Origin of the sequence: Patulibacter sp. SYSU D01012 (assembly GCF_017916475.1) — a bacterium.
GTDB lineage: Bacteria > Actinomycetota > Thermoleophilia > Solirubrobacterales > Solirubrobacteraceae > Patulibacter.
This window is the reverse complement of sequence record NZ_JAFMTB010000002.1, coordinates 583,653-601,620: the sequence shown is the minus strand read 5'-3', so window position 1 is coordinate 601,620 and position 17,968 is coordinate 583,653. Positions and strand designations below refer to the sequence as shown.

Below are 17,968 nucleotides of genomic sequence, written 5' to 3'. Positions count from 1 at the left end.
GTCAGTCGCGGGGCGACGCGGCCGTCCGCAGGACGCGCGGCGGCCCGACCACCCGTCCGGCGGCGTCGAGCCAGCGCACGCGCACGGGGTTGAACCGGCCGCGGGGCGTCTCCATGTCCGCGTAGTACACGTTGTCGGAGACGGGCAGGCGCAGGGTCGGCCCGCCGCGCAGCGGCACCTCGACCGTGCGGACGCCGTCGGGGACGAGGCCGCTCACGCCGAGCTCGCCGTCGAACTGGGCGCCCATCATCATGTGGCCGGAGCGGATGTCGGCAGCGTTCCCGCACGTGCCTCCGCTGCCGAGACCGCCGCCGAGCCCCGGGCGGCCACGGACGGTCGTCCACGAGGTGATCTGCAGGCAGACGACGTCGCGCCTGGTGGACCGCGGATACCCGGGATCGTCGTGGCCGCTGCGCTCGACCGGCAGCACGACGATCGAGCCGCCGTGCGGCAGCGGCCGGGCGAGGCGGACGGACGCCACGCGGACCCCGTCGAAGACGTCCGGCGACGCCATGCGCAGCACCCAGCGCACCCGCGGCCCGCGATCCGCGTCGCTCTGCGGCCGGCGGAGCACGCCGAGTGTCGCCCGCTGGTCCGCGGGAACGGGGCTGGTGGCCGGCGTGGGGTGGCCGACGTCGTCGTTGCCCAGCTGCGGCCGCCACGGCGCCGTGGCGGCCAGCGCGGTGCCGCCGACCGCGATGGCGCCGGCGGTCAGCAGTCCTCCACGCCAGCCGAGGTGGCGCACGCGGCCCCGGAGCCGGCCGCGCGCGCGCCGCCGGGACGGGATCCGCGCGTGCAGCCGGGCCTGGACGGCGCGCTCGATCGCCGGCCCGCGGTCCGGCGCGAGGCCCAGATCGGCGTGCGAGCGGAGGGCGTCGAGCGGGATGGGCGGCGCTTCGACGTCGTGGTCAACCATGGTGCTCTCCCGTCGCGGGGTGGAGGTCGTGGACGGCGGGGTCGTTCCGCAGGGCCGCGTCGATCTGCCGGCGCGCCCGGAGCAGGCGCGTGCGCACCGTGGCGGCCGGCACGCCGAGCGCGGCCGCCGCCTCGGCGCCGCTCAGCTCGCCCCAGGCCACGAGCAGGAGCGCCTCGCGGTCGGCCGGGGGCAGGCGCCGGACGGCCCGGATCAGGCGCGGGTCCGTCTCGAGCCGGTCGGCGGGATCGTCGCCGAGGGATCGGCGCTGGCCCGCCAGGCGTTCGAGGGTCCGCAGCCGCCGGCGCTCGTGCCGGTGCTCCTCGGCGACCACCCGGGTGGCGATGGCGTACAGCCACGGCAGGGGCGTCGCGGTGCGCGGCTCGTAGCGCTCGCGCATGCGGAAGGCGCGCAGGAACACCTCGGCCGCGGCGTCCTCGGCCGCCGCGTCGCCCAGCCGGCGGCGCAGGTAGCGGACGATCGGCGGCAGGTACGCGGCGAAGACCTCCGCGAACGCGGCGGACCCGGGCGGGGCGGGGGACGGTGGCTCGACGCGCGCCATGCACCCCTACATGTCGGGAGCCGCCCGGAACGTTCGTGGGGGTCGTCCGGACGCCGGGCCACAAGCGCCTGGGTTGTCGGCCGCGAGTACACGGTCGGGCGTTGTCATCGCGTCGGCACGAGCGCCGCCAGGGCGGCCCCGCCCGCCGCGAGCGCGACCGACGCGAGGGTCCCGATCAGCACGTACTCGGCGTAGCCCTCGTGCTCCTCCCGGAACTGCGGGAACCGCGCGATGCCCTTCGCCGCGACCGTGAGCCCCGCGGCCCCGTACGCGCCGACGACGAGGAAGCCGAACACGATCGCCCGCTCGAGCATGCCGATGACCCGTCCGGCCTCGACCTGGTCCACGTCACGGGCCGGCAGGCGGACGGCCAGGGGGCGCAGCAGGAGCGCGACGAGCGGCCCGCTGAGCACGGTCGCGACGGCACCGACGCCGACGACGGCCCACGCGTGGTCGTCGGCCGCCGCGCGCCGCGCGGCGTCGACGGCGTCGGCAGGCCCGGTGGCCAGCACGGCGACGACGACCGCCCCGACCACCAGGGCCACGGGCCGCAGCGCCGGCCGGGCGACCGGCCGTGACGCCCCCGCCGGTCGCGACGACGGGCGCATCGATGCGGCCCCCAGCGCGGCGAGCGCCGGCAGCAGGACGGCGGCCACGGGGTCGAGCGTGATGCTCCCGGCCGCGGCGAGCACCGCGGCGGCCCCGCTGCGCGACCCACGCCCGAGCGTCGGCAGGGCGACGGCCGGGCCCAGGGTGCCGAGCAGCAGCCACGCGAGGGTGCGCGTCAGCTCGGCGGTCACCGGACGGCCCCGTCCGCGGCCGCGGCCAGGTGCGCGACGGCCAGGCGCAGGTCGTCCTCGAACGCCGCGCCCGACGCCCGCAGGCGGCGCGACACCGCCTGCTGCGTGACGCCGAGCTCCGCCGCGATCTCGCGCTGCGTCCGGCCGGCCCGCCAGAGCCCCACGGTCGCCTGCTGGTCGCCCGACCGTCTCCCGACCAGGTCGGCGAGCGCGGCAAGCACGCCCCGCAGCGCGCGCGGGGCGGCGGCGTCGTCCGGCGCTCCGGCGGCGAGGACGACGAGGGCGGCGGCGTCCGTCTTGGCGCGCTCGAGGGCCTTGCGGGCCGTGACGAGCGCCGTGCCGCCGGCCAGGTTCACGCGCGGCTCGGGGCCCGGATCGACCGTCCCGATCCCCACGCCGACGTACCAGTCCGCGGCGTCCTCGGCGATCCGCGTCACCGCGGCGGCGAGCGCGCCGGGCGGGCAGACGAGCTCGAACTCGTCGCCCGCCGTCACGGCCGCCGGCAGCTCCAAGTCGAGCGTCGACGACAGCGCGCGGGCCAGGGCGTCGGCCGCGCGCGAGTCCCCGCCGCTGCGGCGCTGATCGGCGATGAGGGCGAGCACGCGCACAACCTTATTCCTTGTACGCGCAGATCACAACCTGGGACGTTGTGCGTCCCCGGACCGTGCCGTGGCGCGCCGCGCGGGGGTCGGAACGTCGGACCCCGCGCGCCGTCAGCGTCTCGAGTCGCCGCGCGGGACGGCGCTCAGCGGGACAGCCGCACACCCGTGCGCTTCGTCTTCGCGACGAACCGGGCGTTGCCGCCGTAGCGGGCCTCGACGGACACGCGCGTGGTGCGCGCCGGCACGCGGACGCTCCACGTCACCCGCCCGTCGCGGATCGTGCGCGTCGCCCGGCGCACCTTCCACGTCGTGCGGCCGCGGCGCGGCGTCACGCGCAGCGACACGTCGCCGCTCACGCCGGGCGCCAGCTCGACCGTCACCGCGGCACGGCGACGCGTGCCGTCCTGCGTCAGCGTGCCGGCGACCCGCAGGCGCGGGCTCGTGCGCGGCGGGATCGGCGCGGGGCAGCTGGCGGCGGGCAGGACGAGGGAGCTGGCGGCGGCCTGCGTGCGGTCGGCGTTGCCGGCCGCGTCCTCGAGCCAGACGGCGACGGACCACAGGCCCGACGCCCACCCGCAGACGCCGGGGCGCAGCGGGTCGACCGGCACCACGACGTCGTCCGGGGCCGACGAGCCCTCGACGCACTTCGGCTGGCCCGGCAGCGGCACGTCCATGCACCGGACCCAGTGCGCGCGGACGATCGGGGCCAGCTGCTCGCCCTCCTCCACCACCGCGAACCGGATGTACGGGGTCCCGGGCGGGAGGGCCACGTTGTTCGTGATCGTCGGCCGCGTCGGGGCGGTCCGATCGACGACGACGTCGCGTCCGCCGGCGGAGACCCCGTCGGCGTCCTCGGTGGACACGCGCAGGCGGTAGCGGCCCTCGGCGAGATCGTCGAGCGTGACGGCGCCCGACGTGCTCGTCCCGGTGCGGCAGGGATCGCCCGAGGTGGGGCACAGCTGCCAGTCGTCGTCGCGCGTCGGCGCGGCCGGGCGGGTCCAGGACGCGGTGATGCTCGTGGCGGCCGTGGTGGCCGCCGGGGTCACGGCGATCGGCAGGTCGCGGAGCGCCGGCGGGGTCTGGGCGCCGGCGGGACCGGCGGCCGCCGCCAGGACGAGGGCGGCGAGGGCTGGGACGGTCAGGGACGCACGCATGCGCGCCAGCGTACGAGACGCGCGCCCCGCGTGCGCCATACGCGGACGGCGGCGGGAGCGCGCGGCGACGCAGCGCCGAGCGGGGTCGGCCCGCGCCTAGCCACCGAGCTCGGGCAGCTCCTGCACCTGCGTCAGCAGCGGGGCGAACAGGTCGCCGTCGCGCTCCACCCGCCGCAGCACGTCGTCGGTGACGAAGCGCAGCAGGTCCGGGGCGCCCTTGCCCTCGCAGTGCACGACCTCGTCCCAGGAGACGGGCGTCGAGACGGTCGGCAGCTCGCGCGCCCGCAGCGAGTAGACCCCGATCGTCGTCTTGTGCTCGTCGTTCTGGCTCCAGTCGATGAGCACCTTGCCGCCGCGCAGGTCCTTCTTCATCCGCGAGACGACGAGGTCGGGCAGGTGGCGCTCCATCAGGCCCGCGACGGCCAGGGCGAACGGCTTCGTCCGCTCGTAGCTCGTCTCGCCGTTCAGCGGGACGTACAGCTGCAGGCCCTTCGATCCCGACGTCTTGGGGTACGCGTCGAGGCCGAGCTGGCCCAGCACCTCGCGGATTGCCAGGCCGACCCGGCAGCACTCGACGATCGTCGTCCCCGGGCCGGGGTCCAGGTCGAAGACGAGCGACCGCGGGCCCGTCACCCCGCCCGGCGCGTCCGGGGCGCCGTGGGACAGGGACGGGTGCAGCTCGAGCGCGGCCAGGTTCGCCGCCCAGAGCAACGTGGGCACGTCCTGCAGCAGCACGAAGTCGATGACGCCCTCCTTGCGCGCGTGCGGCACGGGCGTCGTCGTCACCCAGTCCGGACGGTGCTTCGTGGCGTTCTTCTCGAAGAACGCCTTGCCGTCGACGCCGTTGGGGTAGCGCTTGAAGGTGACGGGGTGGTCGCGGTGCTGGGCGATGAGGACGGGAGCGATCCGCGCGTAGTACTCGATGACCTGCGCCTTCGTGAAGCCGGCGGCGGGGTAGAGCACCTTGTCCAGGTTCGACAGCTTCAGCGTGCGGCCGTCGACCTGCAGCTCGGCCGCCTTGCCCGTGCGGGGCAGGCCCGCCGGCGCGGGGGCGACGGGGGAGTCGGTGGGCGGCGCGTCCGGCGCAGGGGTGGGGACGGTCTCGGCGTCGCGGCGGTCGTCGGCGTCCGCGACCGTCGCCGGCGTCTCCCGCACCACCTCCTCGGCGGCCTTGTCGTCGCGCAGCCCCTGGAACGACCCGTGGCGGATCGATCCCTCGGCGGTCCACTCCGCGAAGCGCACCTCGCAGACGAGCTTCGGCGTCACGGGGACGACGTCCTTGGGCGGCTGGCGGCCGACGAAGGGCGAGGTCTTGCGCTCGAGCCGCCGCAGCTTCGCGGTCAGCCCCCGCAGGGTGGCCTCGTCGAAGCCGGTCCCGACCCCGCCGGCGTAGTGCAGGCCGCCGTCCCCGTCGTAGACGCCCAGCTGCAGCGACCCCATGAGCCCCGCGCGCGAGCCCTTGCCCGGGACGTAGCCCCCGATCACGAACTCCTGCCGCTGCTCGTTCTTCACCTTGATCCAGTCGTCCGTGCGGCGCCCGGGGCGGTACGTCGAGCCCAGCCGCTTGCCGATCACGCCCTCCAGCCGCTGCTGCGCCGTCGCCGCCAGCAGCGCCCGGCCGACGCCCACGTGCGCCGGCGGCACCTGCCAGTGCGGCCCGTCCAGCTCCAGCGCCTCCAGCCGCTCGCGCCGCTCCTCCAGCGGTCGGTCCATCAGCGAGTGGCCGTCGAGCCACAGCAGGTCGAAGACCATGTAGGTGACCGGGTGCGCCTCGGCCAGCCGCCTGACGTGCGACCCGCGCGCGTGCATGCGGGACTGGAGGGCCTGGAAGCTGGGCCGGCCGTCGTCGTCGAACGCGACGATCTCGCCGTCGAGCACCGCGCCGTGCGAGGACAGCGCGCGGTTCAGCGCCCGCAGCTCGGGGTACGCCGCCGTGACGTCGTTGCCGTTGCGGCTCTCCAGGTGCAGTCGTCCGGGCAGCGAGCGCGCGATCGCGCGGATGCCGTCCCACTTGACCTCGAACGCCCAGCCGGACTCGTCCCGCGGCATGGCCGCCGCCTTCGCCAGCATCGGCTCGACCCGCGCGGGCAGCTCCTCGGCCGTCGCGTCCACGGGCGGATCCATGCGGTGGATCATCCAGTCCTTCTCGGCCTTGCCGGCGCGGAACAGGACGTACTTGCCGCGCAGCCGGTCGCCGTGGAAGACGACGATGATCTCGTCCGTCCGCCACTTCTCGCACGTGTAGGTGCCGGTGTCCCAGATCGTCATCTGCCCGGCCCCGTAGTTGCCCTCGGGGATCGTGCCCTTGAAGTCGAGGTACTTCAACGGGTGGTCCTCGGTGTGGACCGCCTTGCGGTTGTGCCTCGGGTCGTCCGGAATGCCGTTGGGGATCGCGAACGACGCCAGCACGCCCTCGTGCTCCAGCCGCAGGTCCCAGTGCAGGCGCGTCGCGTGGTGCTCGTGCACGACGAACCGCGGCGCGTCCGCGGGCGGCGCGGGCGCGTCGGGGGCGTCGTCCGGCTCGGGCGTCTCCCCGAACCGGCGCTTGCGGCGGTACTCCTGCAGGCGCTCGGCCATGCGCCGCACGTACCCGCGCGCGGGGCGCGGGCAACGGCGGCACGGCGCCGTGCAGCGGCGGGCTACGCGGCGAGGGGCGCGATCGGGACGGTCACTTCGTCTCCAGGCGCCCCCGCGGGTCGCCGCCCGCGAGCGCGTCCTGCGCCGCCGACCACGCGTCGCCGTCGACGCCCAGGGCGCGGCGCAGGAACGCCGTCGTGACGTCCTGGACGAGCGCGAGGCGCTCGGGGCTCTCGTCGGTCGTCTCGGCCACGCCGACGCCGACGATCCCGCCGAGGGAGTGCTCGCCCCCGGCGACGGTCAGCAGGGCCTTCGGCGCGGGGGACAGGGCGTACGGGTCGACGAACCAGTCGGGGCCACGCTCGGACAGCGGCGAGTCGTCGTGGTCGCCGGCGACGACCAGGACGGGCGGGGTCATCCCGGAGAACGACGGGTCCATGAACGGGAAGTGCTCGGCCGCGAAGGGGCTGAGGTCGTCGCGGACGACGCCGGTCGTCGCGAGCAGGACGCCGGCGCGCACCCGCGGGTCGGCCAGGTCCTCGCCCGGGCCGCCGTCCGCGTCCAGGACGTGGGCGCCGAGGAGCGTGCTCGCGGACTGGCCGCCCCACGAGTGCCCGGCGACCGCGATGCGCTCGTGGTCCACCCGGCCGGCGAGGCCGGGGACGGCCGCCTCGATGCGGTCGAGCTCGTCGATCGCGCGCCGCAGGTCGTCGGTGCGGATGCGCGAGATGTCGGCGAAGGTGCGGTCGCCGGGCGCCGCGCTCAGCGTGCGCGAGTCCAGGTGGGTGGGCTGCACGACGACGAAGCCGCGGGCCGCCCAGTGGTCGGTCAGCGGGGCGTAGCCGTCGAGCGACCAGCCGAAGCCGTGGGCGAAGACGACGACGGGCAGGTCCGTGCCCGTGACGGGCGCGGTGACGCGCACCTGCAGGTCCTCGCCACGCCCGGGCGCGGGCAGGACGACGGGGCGCACCGAGACGGTGGGGGCGACGGGAGCGAGGTCGAGGGAGCGGGGCATGGGGCCTTTCGGCGCGCCGCCGGGCGGCGCGATCGGAGCGGTCCTCGCCGAAACGGAGAGGCTGTCCGTTCAGCGTAGCGGAGAGGTTGTCCGGTTGTCGAGCACGGATCCGGCGCGGCGGCGGTACGCTCCCGGGCGAAGCGGATCGCCTGTCCCTTTTCGTGGCTTGGCATCCGCCCTCCGCCATGCCTCGCGATCCCGCTGACTCACCCTCCCCGCGCCGCGCCGACGCGGCCCGCAACCGCGAGCGGATCCTGGCGGTCGCCCGCGAGGCGTTCGCCGTCCCGGATGCCGACGTGTCGATGGCCGAGGTCGCGCGCCGCGCCGGGGTGGGGATGGCGACGCTGTACCGCAACTTCGCGGGCCGCCGGGAGCTGCTCGAGGCGCTCTACGTCGACGAGGTCGACGCGGTCTGTGCCGCGGCGGCGACGGTCGAGGGCGATGCGCCGGGGGAGCGGCTCGAGGCGTGGCTGCGGCGGTTCTTCGCCTACTTCTCGAGCAAGCGCCATGTCGCGGGGGCCCTGCTCGAGCAGGCCGACGCCGCCGATCCGGTGTTCGGGGACAACCGGGCGCGCGTGATGGCGGCCGGCGCGCCGCTCCTGGCCGCCGCGCAGGACGCCGGCGACGTGCGGGGCGACCTGGATCTGGCGCAGGTGCTGCAGCTCGTGACCGCGGTGGCGCGGATCGAGGCCGCGCCCGAGGTCGTCGAGCCGCTGCTGCAGACGGTCTTCGACGGCCTGCGTGGACCCGGGCGTCCGGCCGCCTCCTAGGGCGCCGCGGTCCGCCGCTCGGCGACCTGCCGCTCCAGGCGGTCCAGGCGGGCGTCCCACGTCGCACCGGCCCGCAGCATCCAGTCCATCGCGTCGGTCAGCGGGGCGGGGGTCAGCGCGTAGCGCGTCTCGCGGCCGGTCCGCTCGCCGGCGACGAGTCCGGCGTCCGCCAGGACGCCCAGGTGCTTCGCGACCGCCTGGCGGGTGACGGGCAGGCCCGAGGCCAGTGACGACGCCGTGGCCGTGCCCTGCTCGACGAGCGTCCGGACGATCCGGCGCCGGGTCGGGTCGGCGAGCGCCGTGAAGACGGCGCCGGCCGCGTCGTCGCGGGTGGCGGCGCTCACCGGGCGCCGGCCAGCGCCGTCGGCCGTCCGCGCCCGAGCGCGCCGGCGTCCGCGGGCAGGCCCACGGCGCGCAGGACGCGCAGCGGCGTCTCGGCGATCGTGATGCGCGTGCGGCCGTCCCCGGCGTCGTCCAGCACCAGGTCCACGAGCGTCGGCTCGCCGCCGGGCGCGCACCAGGCGAGCCCCAGCCGCCGACCGGGCACGAGCTCCTCGACGGCGGCGGGGCGGCGCTCGCCGTCGACGGTCACGGTGCCCTCGGCGCCGGGGCACAGCTCCAGGTCGACCTCGTCGGCCAGCCAGCCCTCCAGGCCCTCGGGGCCGGACAGGTGCTCCCAGACCTCGGAGCGCGGGGCGTCGATCTCGCGCTCGACGCGGACGACGTCGTCGAGGGGCACGGGGGTGGTGTCGGGCTCGGGCATCGGGGCTCCGTCGGTCGGGTCGGTCGACCATACCGCAACTATTGGGTTGCGATTGCGCTAGCGTGCGTCGCGAAGCGCAACAATCGGGTTGCGTGTGACGAAAGGCCCGCCGTGCCGCACCGCCTCGCCCTGCCCCCGTCCGCCCGCCGACCCGCCGCCCGCGCCGGGGACGCGCCCGACCCCGGCCGCCCGCAGGAGTCGGGCGGCGCGGTCGCGCCCGACCTGCGCGCCGTCGACCCGTTCCTGCGGCTGCTCGACCAGCGCGCGCTCTTCCTCAGCGGCCCGATCGACGGCGCGCTCTCCGACCGCCTGGTCGCCCAGCTCCTGCACCTCGACGCCGAGGACCCGACCCGCGACATCACGCTCTACATCAACTCGCCGGGCGGCGAGGTGTACGCGAGCCTGGCGATCTACGACGCGCTGCAATACGTGCACGCCGACGTGCGGACCATCTGCTGCGGCATCGCGATGTCGGGCGGCTCCGTCGTGCTGTGCGGTGGCGCGCCGGGCAAGCGGGCCGCCCTGCCGAACAGCCGGATCCTCATCCACCAGCCCCACGGCGGGGTGCAGGGGCAGACGGCGGACGTCGAGATCCAGGCGCGCGAGATGCTGTGGATGCGCGAGCGGATCGAGGAGCTCTACGTCGAGCACACCGGCCAGCCGCGCGAGCGCGTGCACCGCGACGTCGAGCGCGACCGCTTCCTGTCGCCGCGGGACGCGCTCGACTACGGGCTGATCGACGAGATCGTGGCGCGGCGCCCGGCGTAGGCGCCCGGCCGCTACTCGGTGCCCAGGGAGTTCAGGTCCTCGAGGATGTTCGTGCGCGTCTCGCGGGTCGCGGCGTCGTGGTCCAGGTACAACCGCTCGCCGTTCGGCGCGGTCGCCGCGACCGCGACGTGCCGGCCCTGACGCCAGACCCCGACCGCGTTCGGCGGCAGCGGCGCGTCGGGCGTCGCCAGCACCTGCGCGCTCATCTGCCGCTTGAGGATCCGCGCGTGGCCCAGGGCCTTCGCCGCCCGCTCCGGCGTCATCGGGCCGAAGTCGCCGCCGAGCAGCGTGTGCCCCAGGACGATCAGGCCCGCCAGCTGCTGACGCCGCAGCGCCTCCAGGCCCTTCGCCGTCAGCGCCACCGCGCCGACGTCCTTCCGCGTGGTGCTCGTGCCCGAGCGGGTGCGGCGGACGATGTCGACCGACACGGTGCAGGCGTCGAAGCCGCGCGGCAGGTCGATCCGGGCGCCCGGCCGGACGGCGGTCGAGACGCCGGTGCTCGTCTGGATCAGGCTGCCCTGGCTCGTCCGGGTGCAGGTCGCGTCGATCGTGGTCGTCCGGCGGTAGCGGCGGGTCGCGCGGGCCGTCAGGCGGACGCGCCGCTGCCGGTCGATGCGGAGGTGCGTCGTCGCGCGGCCGAACGCGGGGTAGGCCCGCGGCGTGAACGGGGCGGACGCGGGCTCGGGCGAGGCCGGCGCGGCGGCGGGCGGGGCCGCGGCGGCGACGGCGGGCAGGGACAGCACGCCGACGGCGAGCAGGACGGGGACACCACGCAGGGGAAGCACCGCAGCAGTGAAGCACTGCCGGGCGCCGCGTGCGGTGCCGTACGCGGTGATTTCTGGCACCCTAACTCTCGCGTCGGCCCGCTCCGGCGCAGGAGCCCACGTGTCCGTCCCCGCCTTCGCCGCCCCGCCGCTCGCCGACGTCGTCACGGACGCGCTCTCCGGCGTGGCGAAGGTGCTCGAGATCCCCGCGCACGTCGGGATGCTCCTGCTCCTGCTGCTGCTCGCGCTCGAGCTGGGCCGCGCGCTGACGGAGACGTGGCGCCGCCACCGCCCGGGCCGTCTGCGCCTGTACGACGTCGCGACGCGCGCGCTGCACGAACCCCGGCACGCCGCGCCGCTCTCGCGCCTGGCCCCGAGCCCGCTGGCCGAGAAGGCGGTCTTCGCCATGGCGACGGCGGTCGGCACGGGGCGCCCGGAGGGCGTCGAGCACGCGCTGGCCGACTACGAGCTCGGCGTGCAGCGGCGCCTGGACCGCACCCGGATGCTCGTGCGCTCCGGCCCGGCGCTCGGCCTGATGGGCACGCTGATCCCGCTCGCGCCGGGCCTGGCCGCGCTCGGCAAGGGCGACTTCGCCACGCTCGCCGGCGACCTGCAGGTGGCGTTCGCGGCCACGGTCATCGGCATCCTCGTCGGCACCGGGTCGTTCGCGATGACGCTCGTCCGCACCCGCGTGTACACCGAGGACCTGGCCGCGCTGGAGCGCGCCGTGTCCGCCGGCGTCCCGCAGGCGCCCGAGCACCACCGGGTGCCTGCCGCGGTCGGGGAGCACGACGCGTGAGCCGCGTCGGCCTCGGCCGCCACGGCGGGCTGGACAGCGACGTCGGCGATCCGCTCGACTCGCTCGTCAACCTCTTCGACGTCGGCATCGTCCTCGCCGTCGCGTTCCTCATCGCCGGCCTGTCCCTCGGCGCCAGCCGCGAGCGGCAGCAGCAGGAGCAGGGCCAGGAGAAGACCCTCAGCACGCCGAAGAACCCGACGCAGGCGACGGGGCGCGGCAAGGCGGTCGGGCAGGTGTACCAGCTGCCCGACGGCCGCCTGGTACTCGTGGACCCCAACGGCAAGCAGACGCCGGCGCCGTCGACGACGACGCCGTAGGGCCCGTCCTCGCCGGCGGGCGGACGGCGGCACGGCCCCGGACGCGTCAGACAACCGGCCGCGTGGCCCCTGCGCCCCGCGCGGGTACCGTGGCCCCATGGAGGGCAAGGTCCGCATCCGCCGGCCGGACAGCGACGAGGTCGTCGTCCGCTACGTCGACGCGCTCGAGATCGGCGGCCGGCGCTACGTCGTGCGCCGCATGACGGGCGCGCCCGAGGTCGAGCTCGCCCGCACGCCGGCGCTGCCCGGGACCCGCTGGGCGCTGCCGGGCGCGATCGCGCTGCTCGTCCTCGGCGTGGCCGTCCTGCTGTGGACGCCGCACCTGGCGTCGTGGGTCGAGGAGGTCGGCCGGGTCGTCGGCGGCTTGCTGGCCGGGGCCGCGGTGGTGCTCGCGGGCCGCTGGGACCGGCGCGACGGCCCGCCACCGGCGCGCGACGCCGGCCTGGTGTTCTGTGGCCTGCTGCTCGTGGCCTTCGCGCTGCTGACGATGGCGTACGGCGGCGAGGACGTGAAGGGGCTGCTCGACGTCGGAGCCGCGCTCTTCGCCGTCGTCTTCGTCGCGCTGTGGGGGCGGATCGTCGACGCGCGCGGGCGCCCGGCGCCGCCGCACCGATGAGCCGCGCCGGGTGGGGGCGATCGCCCTGCACGTCGACGACGTGCCCGCGGCGCGCGCGCACCTGCAGGCGCAGGGCGTCGCGTTCCACGGCGAGACGATCGACAGCGGCGTCTGCCTGCAGGCGATCTTCGCGGACCCGACCGGCAACGTCCTGGACCTGCACCACCGGTACGCGGAGGGCTGAGGGCGCCCCGCGTCGCGCGATCCGGTCGCCGGGCCGGGGCCTAGCGTCGCGCCGGGGCGGTCCAGCCGAGCGCCGGGACGCCCGCGGCGTCACGGCCCAGGACGAGGAACCGCCCCGTCGTCGCGTCGTAGGCGTCGGCGGTCACCTGCTGGGGCCCGGCGACGTCGGGCAAGCGCACCCAGCTGCGCCGCACGCCGCCGTGGCGCGGGGGCACCGCACGGGCGTACACGCGTCCGCCGCCCTGACCGTCTCGCGGCTGGACGGTCACGAGCGCCCCGGAGCGGGTGAACCCCGCCGCGAGCACCGGCACGTAGCCGCCGTCGGTCGCCCACGTTTCGCCGGTGCGAGTCCAGGGGCCGCTGGGCCTGCCGAAGCGCAGGTCGTACCCCGCGTGGAAGGAGGGATACGGCCGCGGATGCCCGGTGGTCCGCACGGCGATCCGGCCGCCGTCGGCCAGCAGGCCGGCGGCCCGCAGCCCGCTCGGATAGGTGCGGATGCGCCGCATTGCGACGATGCGGGTGCCGCGCAGCGTCCCGCGCCAGAGCGTCGAGGTCGCGCGCCTCCCGCGCGGCGTCGTGGACGCGTAAGCGACGCCGGCGTCCACCGCCACGTCGGTGAGCGGCTCGCCGCGGAGCGTCTTCGGCGCGGTTCGCAGGCGACCGGTGCGCAGGTCGACGAGGTGCGTCCGCGTGAGCGGCGTCGGTCCCGACGTCATGCTCCGCACCACCGCGACCGGGCGGCCGTCGGTCGCCGTGCCGACGTCGATCCCCATCTCGTCGGCCCGGCAGCCGTCGGGGACGCGGGCGGCCCGGACCGGCGCGCCGTCGCGGAGCGTCCACACGGTGAGGCCGGCGCACCGCTGCGCCAGCGTGTCGGTGTCGGACGTCGTCCACGCGACGATCCCGTCACCGGCGCCGGCGGCGACCGGAGCGTCCGCCAGGACGTCGAGTGCGGGCAGCGGCTGCAGCGGCTGGACGACGGCGGTGCGGTCGAGAGGGGCCGCGGCGGCGGGCACGGCGAGCGCGACCGCGGCGGCGAGGCCGACGGCGGCGACGGCCCTCGGTCGACGTGGGAGGAGGAGCGGACGGGACACGCCGGAAAGAACCCGAGGACCGCGCGGAAGTTGCTGCGCCGGTCACCGCGCCCGCCCCGGGAACGCCGAACGGCGCCTGTCGGGCGCCGTCCTGGAGAGCGGGGGATCGAGGAATCGAACCTCGCGTTGCGGTTTTGGAGACCGCCGTGTTACCGATACACTAATCCCCCTCGGGACGCCCGATCTTACCCGGATCGGGCGCCAGCGCGTCGGCTCGTCAGCGGGGCAGCTCGCAGCGCTGGACGTCGTCGCTGCCGCGGACGGTGATCTGCAGGACCGACGCATTGGCGAGCTGCGAGGCGTACGCGCCGCCGCGGGCCGCGTCGCACCAGACCTCGGCGACGGAGGGGTCGTCCGCGATGGCCCGGGCCGTGGAGCCGTTGACGGTGATCGTCGGCTGGTCGCCGCCGGTGTCGACGGACGGGGCGGTGCCGCCGGACGACGTCGAACCCGCGTCGTCGGCGTCGTCCGCGGGCGGCGCGGTGCCGCCGCTGGGCTCGGTGCTCGTCGTCGTGCCGCCCGGGGTGGTCGTGGTGACGGTCGGCGTCGTCGTCACCGTCGTCTCGGCGGTGGCCGTCGTGACCGGCGCGGCCTGCGTCGTCGCCGCCGGGGCGTCGTCGGTGGTGGCGGGCGTCGTCGACGCGGCCTCGTCGCCGTCGGAGCCGCCGCAGCCGGCCAGCGCGAGGGCGCCGACGGACAGCAGCAGGGCGGCGGGGTGGAGGGAACGCATGCCCCAAGGGATAGCGGCTGACGCCGTCGGCGTGCAGCGGCGCTTGCGTCCGGCACGCGATCCTGCGACCGCCTGCGACGGGCGGCCGGCGGACATCCCGCGCTGGTCCGACGCCCGCCCCGGGCGAGGACCCGCGCTAGGACGGGCGCTCGGGCGGCGTCGCCGCCTCGACCACGCGCGGGTCGGGATCGGCCCGCAGGCGGGCCAGCGCCTCGGCGGCGCGCGGGCCGCGGTCGCGGGGCAGCGGCCGGCCGCGCCCCCCGACCAGCGGACGGAGCAGCGCCGCGGCCGCGATCCGGTCCTCCACCCACGGCGAGGTCGCGTCGGCGATCGCCCGGTCGATCCGCGCCACGAGGAAGGCGTCCCGCGCCGGGCGCGACGGCGGCACCTGCGGAGCGACGAGGGGCAGCGGCGCCGCCCGGTGACGGGCGAGCACCTCCCGCGCGAAGGCGACGACGGCCCGGTGCGCGGCCTCGTCCACCGAGCGCGCCGGCGGGTCGAGCTCGTGGCGGCCGACGAGCGGCTCGCTGTGGATCAGGCCGACGCGCCCGTCGGCGACGTCCCGCATCGCGCGCTCGATCCGCAGGTCGTCGTCGTGCTCCGCCCGGTTCGCGTCGGCCTCGGCGAGCAGCCGCGCGACGAGCTGCGTCACCTCGGCGCCGGCCAGCTCGACCCCCATCGCCGCGAGCAGCCGCTGCGCGCGCCCGACGTGGGCGGACGGCGAACCGACGCGCGCGGCCAGGCGCCGGTCGACGCGGTCGCCGGAGAGCGCGAGCGTCAGCCCGTCGGCGGCGCCGCTGACCCGTTCCCCGCCGTCCCGCGACCCGACGGCGACCGTGATCGTCCGCGCGTCCGGCGAGACGCCGCCGTCGAAGTGGAACGCGGCCTCCCATTCGCTGCCGGACCCGCCGCGTGACGACGATCCGGCCGGGTGGGCGTCGCGGACGTCGTCGGCCAGGCGCACCGCGGTCGCGTCCAACGCGATCTCGACGCGGTGCCGCGGCGGCTCGCCCCGCCGGTCGCCGGCCGCCCACGCCTCGAGCTCCCGCGTCCAGGCGGCGTCGAGCGCCACGGCGTCCTCCTCGAACGGCGGCTCGGCCACGACCCGCACGATCGTCTTGCGGCGCCACAGCTCGACCGACGCGACGACGACCGTCAGGCCCTCCACCGTCCCCGCCGGTGCGCAAGGCGCCAGGACGCCGAGCAGGCGGTCGGGCTCGTCCGCGGGACCGGGCATGGCTGCAGTCTCGCGGACCGGCGGAGGCGGCGCGGGCGCCGGGCCGCGCCCCGCGCGTCCCCGTCGACCGGCCCTCCGCCTACCATCGCCTGGTGCCCCCGGAGCCCCCCTCCGCCGTGCCGGCCCCCGCGGCCGCCGGCGCGCCCGTCGCCGCCCTGAGCGCGGAGGAGCGGGCGGCGGTCGTCGGCCGCCGCCGGACCGCGCTGCTGAGCGTCGGCGCGGCGTCCGTCCTGGTGGTGCTCAAGCTCGTCACGGGCCTGATCACCGGGTCGCTCGGCCTGCTCGCCGAGGCGGCGCACTCCGGGGCCGACCTCGTCGCCGCGCTGCTGACGCTCTTCGCCATCCAGGTCGCCGTGCGGCCGGCCGACAGCGACCACCAGTTCGGCCACGGCAAGGCGGAGCACCTGGCGGCGCTCGCCGAGTCGGCGTTCCTCATCGCCGTCTCCAGCTGGCTGGGCTACGAGGCGATCTCGCGCCTGGCCGAGGCCGAGGGCCACGCGGTCGACGCCGCGTGGTGGGCGATCGCCGTCATCGTGCTCGTCATCGCGATCGACCTGACGCGCATGGTGGCCTCGCACCGGGCGTCCGAGCGCTACGGCAGCCCCGCGCTGGCGGCGAACGCGCTGCACTTCGCCGGCGATCTGGCCGGATCGGTCGCGGTGCTGCTGGGCCTGGTCGGCGTGGCGCTCGGCTGGCACGAGGCCGACGCGGTCGCCGCGCTCGTCGTCGCGGTCCTGGTGATCGGGGCGGCGCTGCGGCTGCTGCGCGGGTCGATCGACGTCCTGATGGACCGCGCGGACCGGCGCGCCGAGACCGCGGTGCGTGAGGCGATCGCGCACCTCGTCCGGCCCGACGACGTGCGCCGGGTCCGCACCCGGCAGGCGGCGGGCCGCAGCTTCGTGGACGTCGTGCTGGCCGTGCGCTCCGACGCCGGCCTGGAGCTGGCGCACGACCGCGCCGACCAGGTCGAGGGGGCGATCGCGGCCGCGCTGCCCGGCGCCGACGTCGTGGTGCACGTCGAGCCGACGGCGCGCCAGGGCGGCACCCGCGAGGCCGCGACGGCCGCCGCGCTGCGCGTCCCGCGCGTCCACGAGGTGCACAACGTCGACGTCTTCTCGCTCGACGGGGGCGAGGAGGAGGTCATGCTCCACGTCAAGGTGCCGCCCGCGCTGACGTTGCACGAGGGGCACGAGATCGCCGAGCAGGTCGAGGCGCGGATCCACGGCGCGGTCGGCGCCGCGGTGCGGGTGACGACCCACATCGAGCCGCTCGGCGAGCCGTCGCGCGCCACGCAGGTGCCCGACGTGGAGGCGTGGGCCGAGCACGAGGCCGTCGACGCGGCGGTGCGCGAGGAGACGGGCCGCGGCGCCGACGACGTGCAGGTGCGGGACACGCCGGCGGGTCGGATGGTGCTCGTGACCGTCGCGCTGCCCGGCGACTGCTCGGTCGGCGAGGCGCACGGCCACGCCGCGCGGATCGAGCGCGGCCTGCGCGACCGCTGCCCGTGGCTGGGCGAGATCGTGGTCCACACCGAGCCGGCCGCCGAGCCGCCGGCGCCGGCGGGCTGAGCGACCGTCAGACGACGATCCGCATCGGCAGCCCGGCCGCGTCCGCGGCCCCGTCGCCGAGCGTCACGTGCGCGCCGGCGCGAACCCGCAGGGCGGTGTGCAGCGCGGCGAGCGCGTCCAGGGCGTCCGTGGGGTCGGCGGCGCGGCTGCCGGCGTCCACCGCGCGCAGCGCGTCCAGCACGCCGGGGAAGCGGGCGCCGAGCAGCGCCAGCCGCGCCGCCAGGCCGCCGATCGAGCGCTTGTCCGGCAGCGGCGGACCGCCCGCGAGCTGCGCGAACGACAGCTCGGGGTGGCATTCCCACGTGCGCTCCTGCGCGGCGGGATCGGCCTGCAGGCGGGCGTCGAGCTCCCGGATCTTCCGCACCAGGCCGAACGCCTGCGCGCTCAGGCCCTGCGCCGGCGTCCCGGCGGCGCGGGTGGCGGCGACGCGGTCCTGCGCGGCCCGATAGTCCTCGGCGTCCAGCAGCGGCCGCGACGGCGGCGCGAAGATCGTCGCCCGGCGCGCGCCGAGCCGCTCCCGGGCCGCCAGGTCGCACGGCCGGAAGGCCACGGCGTCGAGCAGGCCGATCGGCATGTCGACCGCGACCGGCGCGTCCGGGGCGCCGAGCGCCAGCAGCGCGTCGACGTTCGGCGCCAGGCGCAGCTCCACGCGGTCGACGTCCCCGCCCGTCCCGTGGGCGAGCGCGGCCATCCAGCCGCGGCGCGCGCCGTCGGCGCCGACCGCCAGGACGGCCAC

Annotated in this window: 21 protein-coding genes and 1 tRNA gene; 7 read left to right on the top strand and 15 right to left on the bottom strand. The window is 77.0% G+C overall.

The window, feature by feature from the left end:
• Nucleotide 1: 1 nt before the first annotated feature.
• The 7 genes from J3P29_RS12215 to J3P29_RS12185 form a co-directional block, all read right to left on the bottom strand.
• Nucleotides 2-916 carry a hypothetical protein gene (locus tag J3P29_RS12215; protein ID WP_210493693.1) on the bottom strand — a complete coding sequence of 305 codons (915 nt, stop codon included), beginning with the start codon at nt 914-916 and terminating at the stop codon, nt 2-4.
• Complete coding sequence (locus tag J3P29_RS12210; RefSeq protein WP_210493692.1) at nt 909-1,475, bottom strand: sigma-70 family RNA polymerase sigma factor; 567 nt, start codon at nt 1,473-1,475, stop codon at nt 909-911. Before J3P29_RS12210 ends, J3P29_RS12215 begins: the two co-directional genes overlap by 8 nt.
• Before the next feature lie 104 nt (nt 1,476-1,579).
• Nucleotides 1,580-2,275: a hypothetical protein gene (locus J3P29_RS12205; RefSeq protein WP_210493691.1), complete on the bottom strand. Its 696-nt coding sequence runs from the start codon at nt 2,273-2,275 to the stop codon at nt 1,580-1,582.
• Nucleotides 2,272-2,877 (bottom strand): hypothetical protein, encoded by a 606-nt coding sequence (locus tag J3P29_RS12200; protein WP_210493690.1) that lies wholly within the window; start codon nt 2,875-2,877, stop codon nt 2,272-2,274. Before J3P29_RS12200 ends, J3P29_RS12205 begins: the two co-directional genes overlap by 4 nt.
• A 143-nt stretch (nt 2,878-3,020) precedes the next feature.
• A complete protein-coding gene (locus J3P29_RS12195; RefSeq protein WP_210493689.1) occupies nt 3,021-4,031 on the bottom strand; it encodes a hypothetical protein in 1,011 nt (336 codons plus the stop codon).
• Between the two features lie 96 nt (nt 4,032-4,127).
• Nucleotides 4,128-6,608 (bottom strand): DNA ligase D, encoded by a 2,481-nt coding sequence (ligD, locus tag J3P29_RS12190; RefSeq protein WP_210493688.1) that lies wholly within the window; start codon nt 6,606-6,608, stop codon nt 4,128-4,130.
• Between the two features lie 91 nt (nt 6,609-6,699).
• Nucleotides 6,700-7,623 (bottom strand): hypothetical protein, encoded by a 924-nt coding sequence (locus tag J3P29_RS12185; protein ID WP_210493687.1) that lies wholly within the window; start codon nt 7,621-7,623, stop codon nt 6,700-6,702.
• A 185-nt stretch (nt 7,624-7,808) separates the two neighbouring features.
• Here J3P29_RS12185 and J3P29_RS12180 point away from each other — a divergent pair, with 185 nt between their 5' ends.
• Nucleotides 7,809-8,393: a TetR/AcrR family transcriptional regulator gene (locus J3P29_RS12180; RefSeq protein WP_210493686.1), complete on the top strand. Its 585-nt coding sequence runs from the start codon at nt 7,809-7,811 to the stop codon at nt 8,391-8,393.
• On the opposite strand, the gene J3P29_RS12175 is transcribed toward J3P29_RS12180, so the two are convergent.
• Nucleotides 8,390-8,737 carry a metalloregulator ArsR/SmtB family transcription factor gene (locus J3P29_RS12175; protein WP_210493685.1) on the bottom strand — a complete coding sequence of 116 codons (348 nt, stop codon included), beginning with the start codon at nt 8,735-8,737 and terminating at the stop codon, nt 8,390-8,392. The genes J3P29_RS12180 and J3P29_RS12175 overlap by 4 nt on opposite strands.
• A complete protein-coding gene (locus J3P29_RS12170) occupies nt 8,734-9,156 on the bottom strand; it encodes an SRPBCC domain-containing protein (protein ID WP_210493682.1) in 423 nt (140 codons plus the stop codon). The genes J3P29_RS12175 and J3P29_RS12170 overlap by 4 nt, the downstream gene beginning before the upstream one ends.
• Before the next feature lie 111 nt (nt 9,157-9,267).
• Here J3P29_RS12170 and J3P29_RS12165 point away from each other — a divergent pair, with 111 nt between their 5' ends.
• Nucleotides 9,268-9,924, top strand: a complete 657-nt coding sequence (locus J3P29_RS12165) for an ATP-dependent Clp protease proteolytic subunit (RefSeq protein ID WP_349239834.1) — start codon at nt 9,268-9,270, stop codon at nt 9,922-9,924.
• A gap of 11 nt (nt 9,925-9,935) precedes the next feature.
• Here J3P29_RS12165 and J3P29_RS12160 read toward each other — a convergent pair whose 3' ends face one another.
• On the bottom strand, nt 9,936-10,709 hold the full coding sequence (locus tag J3P29_RS12160; protein ID WP_210493681.1) for a hypothetical protein: 774 nt from the start codon (nt 10,707-10,709) through the stop codon (nt 9,936-9,938).
• A 100-nt stretch (nt 10,710-10,809) separates the two neighbouring features.
• On the opposite strand from J3P29_RS12160, the gene J3P29_RS20780 reads away from it, so the two are divergent.
• From J3P29_RS20780 to J3P29_RS12140, 4 genes are all read left to right on the top strand, one after another.
• Complete coding sequence (locus tag J3P29_RS20780) at nt 10,810-11,487, top strand: MotA/TolQ/ExbB proton channel family protein (RefSeq protein ID WP_349239833.1); 678 nt, start codon at nt 10,810-10,812, stop codon at nt 11,485-11,487.
• Complete coding sequence (locus J3P29_RS12150; RefSeq protein WP_210493679.1) at nt 11,484-11,804, top strand: DUF2149 domain-containing protein; 321 nt, start codon at nt 11,484-11,486, stop codon at nt 11,802-11,804. Before J3P29_RS20780 ends, J3P29_RS12150 begins: the two co-directional genes overlap by 4 nt.
• A gap of 97 nt (nt 11,805-11,901) precedes the next feature.
• Nucleotides 11,902-12,420, top strand: coding sequence for a hypothetical protein (locus J3P29_RS12145; protein WP_210493678.1), 519 nt, complete (start codon nt 11,902-11,904; stop codon nt 12,418-12,420).
• A gap of 10 nt (nt 12,421-12,430) precedes the next feature.
• A complete protein-coding gene (locus tag J3P29_RS12140) occupies nt 12,431-12,604 on the top strand; it encodes a VOC family protein (RefSeq protein WP_210493676.1) in 174 nt (57 codons plus the stop codon).
• A 40-nt stretch (nt 12,605-12,644) separates the two neighbouring features.
• On the opposite strand, the gene J3P29_RS12135 is transcribed toward J3P29_RS12140, so the two are convergent.
• From J3P29_RS12135 to J3P29_RS12120, 4 genes are all read right to left on the bottom strand, one after another.
• Nucleotides 12,645-13,697: a hypothetical protein gene (locus J3P29_RS12135; protein ID WP_210493675.1), complete on the bottom strand. Its 1,053-nt coding sequence runs from the start codon at nt 13,695-13,697 to the stop codon at nt 12,645-12,647.
• Nucleotides 13,698-13,796: 99 nt separating this feature from the next.
• Nucleotides 13,797-13,867 (bottom strand) — tRNA-Trp (locus J3P29_RS12130).
• 47 nt (nt 13,868-13,914) lie between these two features.
• Nucleotides 13,915-14,427 carry a hypothetical protein gene (locus J3P29_RS12125; RefSeq protein WP_210493674.1) on the bottom strand — a complete coding sequence of 171 codons (513 nt, stop codon included), beginning with the start codon at nt 14,425-14,427 and terminating at the stop codon, nt 13,915-13,917.
• Nucleotides 14,428-14,563: 136 nt separating this feature from the next.
• Nucleotides 14,564-15,664, bottom strand: a complete 1,101-nt coding sequence (locus J3P29_RS12120) for a hypothetical protein (RefSeq protein ID WP_210493673.1) — start codon at nt 15,662-15,664, stop codon at nt 14,564-14,566.
• A 92-nt stretch (nt 15,665-15,756) separates the two neighbouring features.
• On the opposite strand from J3P29_RS12120, the gene J3P29_RS12115 reads away from it, so the two are divergent.
• Complete coding sequence (locus J3P29_RS12115) at nt 15,757-17,232, top strand: cation diffusion facilitator family transporter (RefSeq protein WP_210493672.1); 1,476 nt, start codon at nt 15,757-15,759, stop codon at nt 17,230-17,232.
• A 7-nt stretch (nt 17,233-17,239) separates the two neighbouring features.
• On the opposite strand, the gene J3P29_RS12110 is transcribed toward J3P29_RS12115, so the two are convergent.
• Nucleotides 17,240-17,968, bottom strand: coding sequence for a DUF429 domain-containing protein (locus J3P29_RS12110; protein ID WP_210493671.1), 729 nt, complete (start codon nt 17,966-17,968; stop codon nt 17,240-17,242).

What these genes read in the sequence shown, in the direction of transcription:
- J3P29_RS12215 (WP_210493693.1), bottom strand. Translation starts at nt 916, where the DNA reads ATGGTTGACCACGACGTCGAAGCGCCGCCCATCCCGCTCGACGCCCTC.
- J3P29_RS12210 (WP_210493692.1), bottom strand. Translation starts at nt 1,475, where the DNA reads ATGGCGCGCGTCGAGCCACCGTCCCCCGCCCCGCCCGGGTCCGCCGCG.
- J3P29_RS12195 (WP_210493689.1), bottom strand. Translation starts at nt 4,031, where the DNA reads ATGCGTGCGTCCCTGACCGTCCCAGCCCTCGCCGCCCTCGTCCTGGCG.
- ligD (WP_210493688.1), bottom strand. Translation starts at nt 6,608, where the DNA reads ATGGCCGAGCGCCTGCAGGAGTACCGCCGCAAGCGCCGGTTCGGGGAG.
- J3P29_RS12185 (WP_210493687.1), bottom strand. Translation starts at nt 7,623, where the DNA reads ATGCCCCGCTCCCTCGACCTCGCTCCCGTCGCCCCCACCGTCTCGGTG.
- J3P29_RS12180 (WP_210493686.1), top strand. Translation starts at nt 7,809, where the DNA reads ATGCCTCGCGATCCCGCTGACTCACCCTCCCCGCGCCGCGCCGACGCG.
- J3P29_RS12170 (WP_210493682.1), bottom strand. Translation starts at nt 9,156, where the DNA reads ATGCCCGAGCCCGACACCACCCCCGTGCCCCTCGACGACGTCGTCCGC.
- J3P29_RS12145 (WP_210493678.1), top strand. Translation starts at nt 11,902, where the DNA reads ATGGAGGGCAAGGTCCGCATCCGCCGGCCGGACAGCGACGAGGTCGTC.
- J3P29_RS12125 (WP_210493674.1), bottom strand. Translation starts at nt 14,427, where the DNA reads ATGCGTTCCCTCCACCCCGCCGCCCTGCTGCTGTCCGTCGGCGCCCTC.
- J3P29_RS12120 (WP_210493673.1), bottom strand. Translation starts at nt 15,664, where the DNA reads ATGCCCGGTCCCGCGGACGAGCCCGACCGCCTGCTCGGCGTCCTGGCG.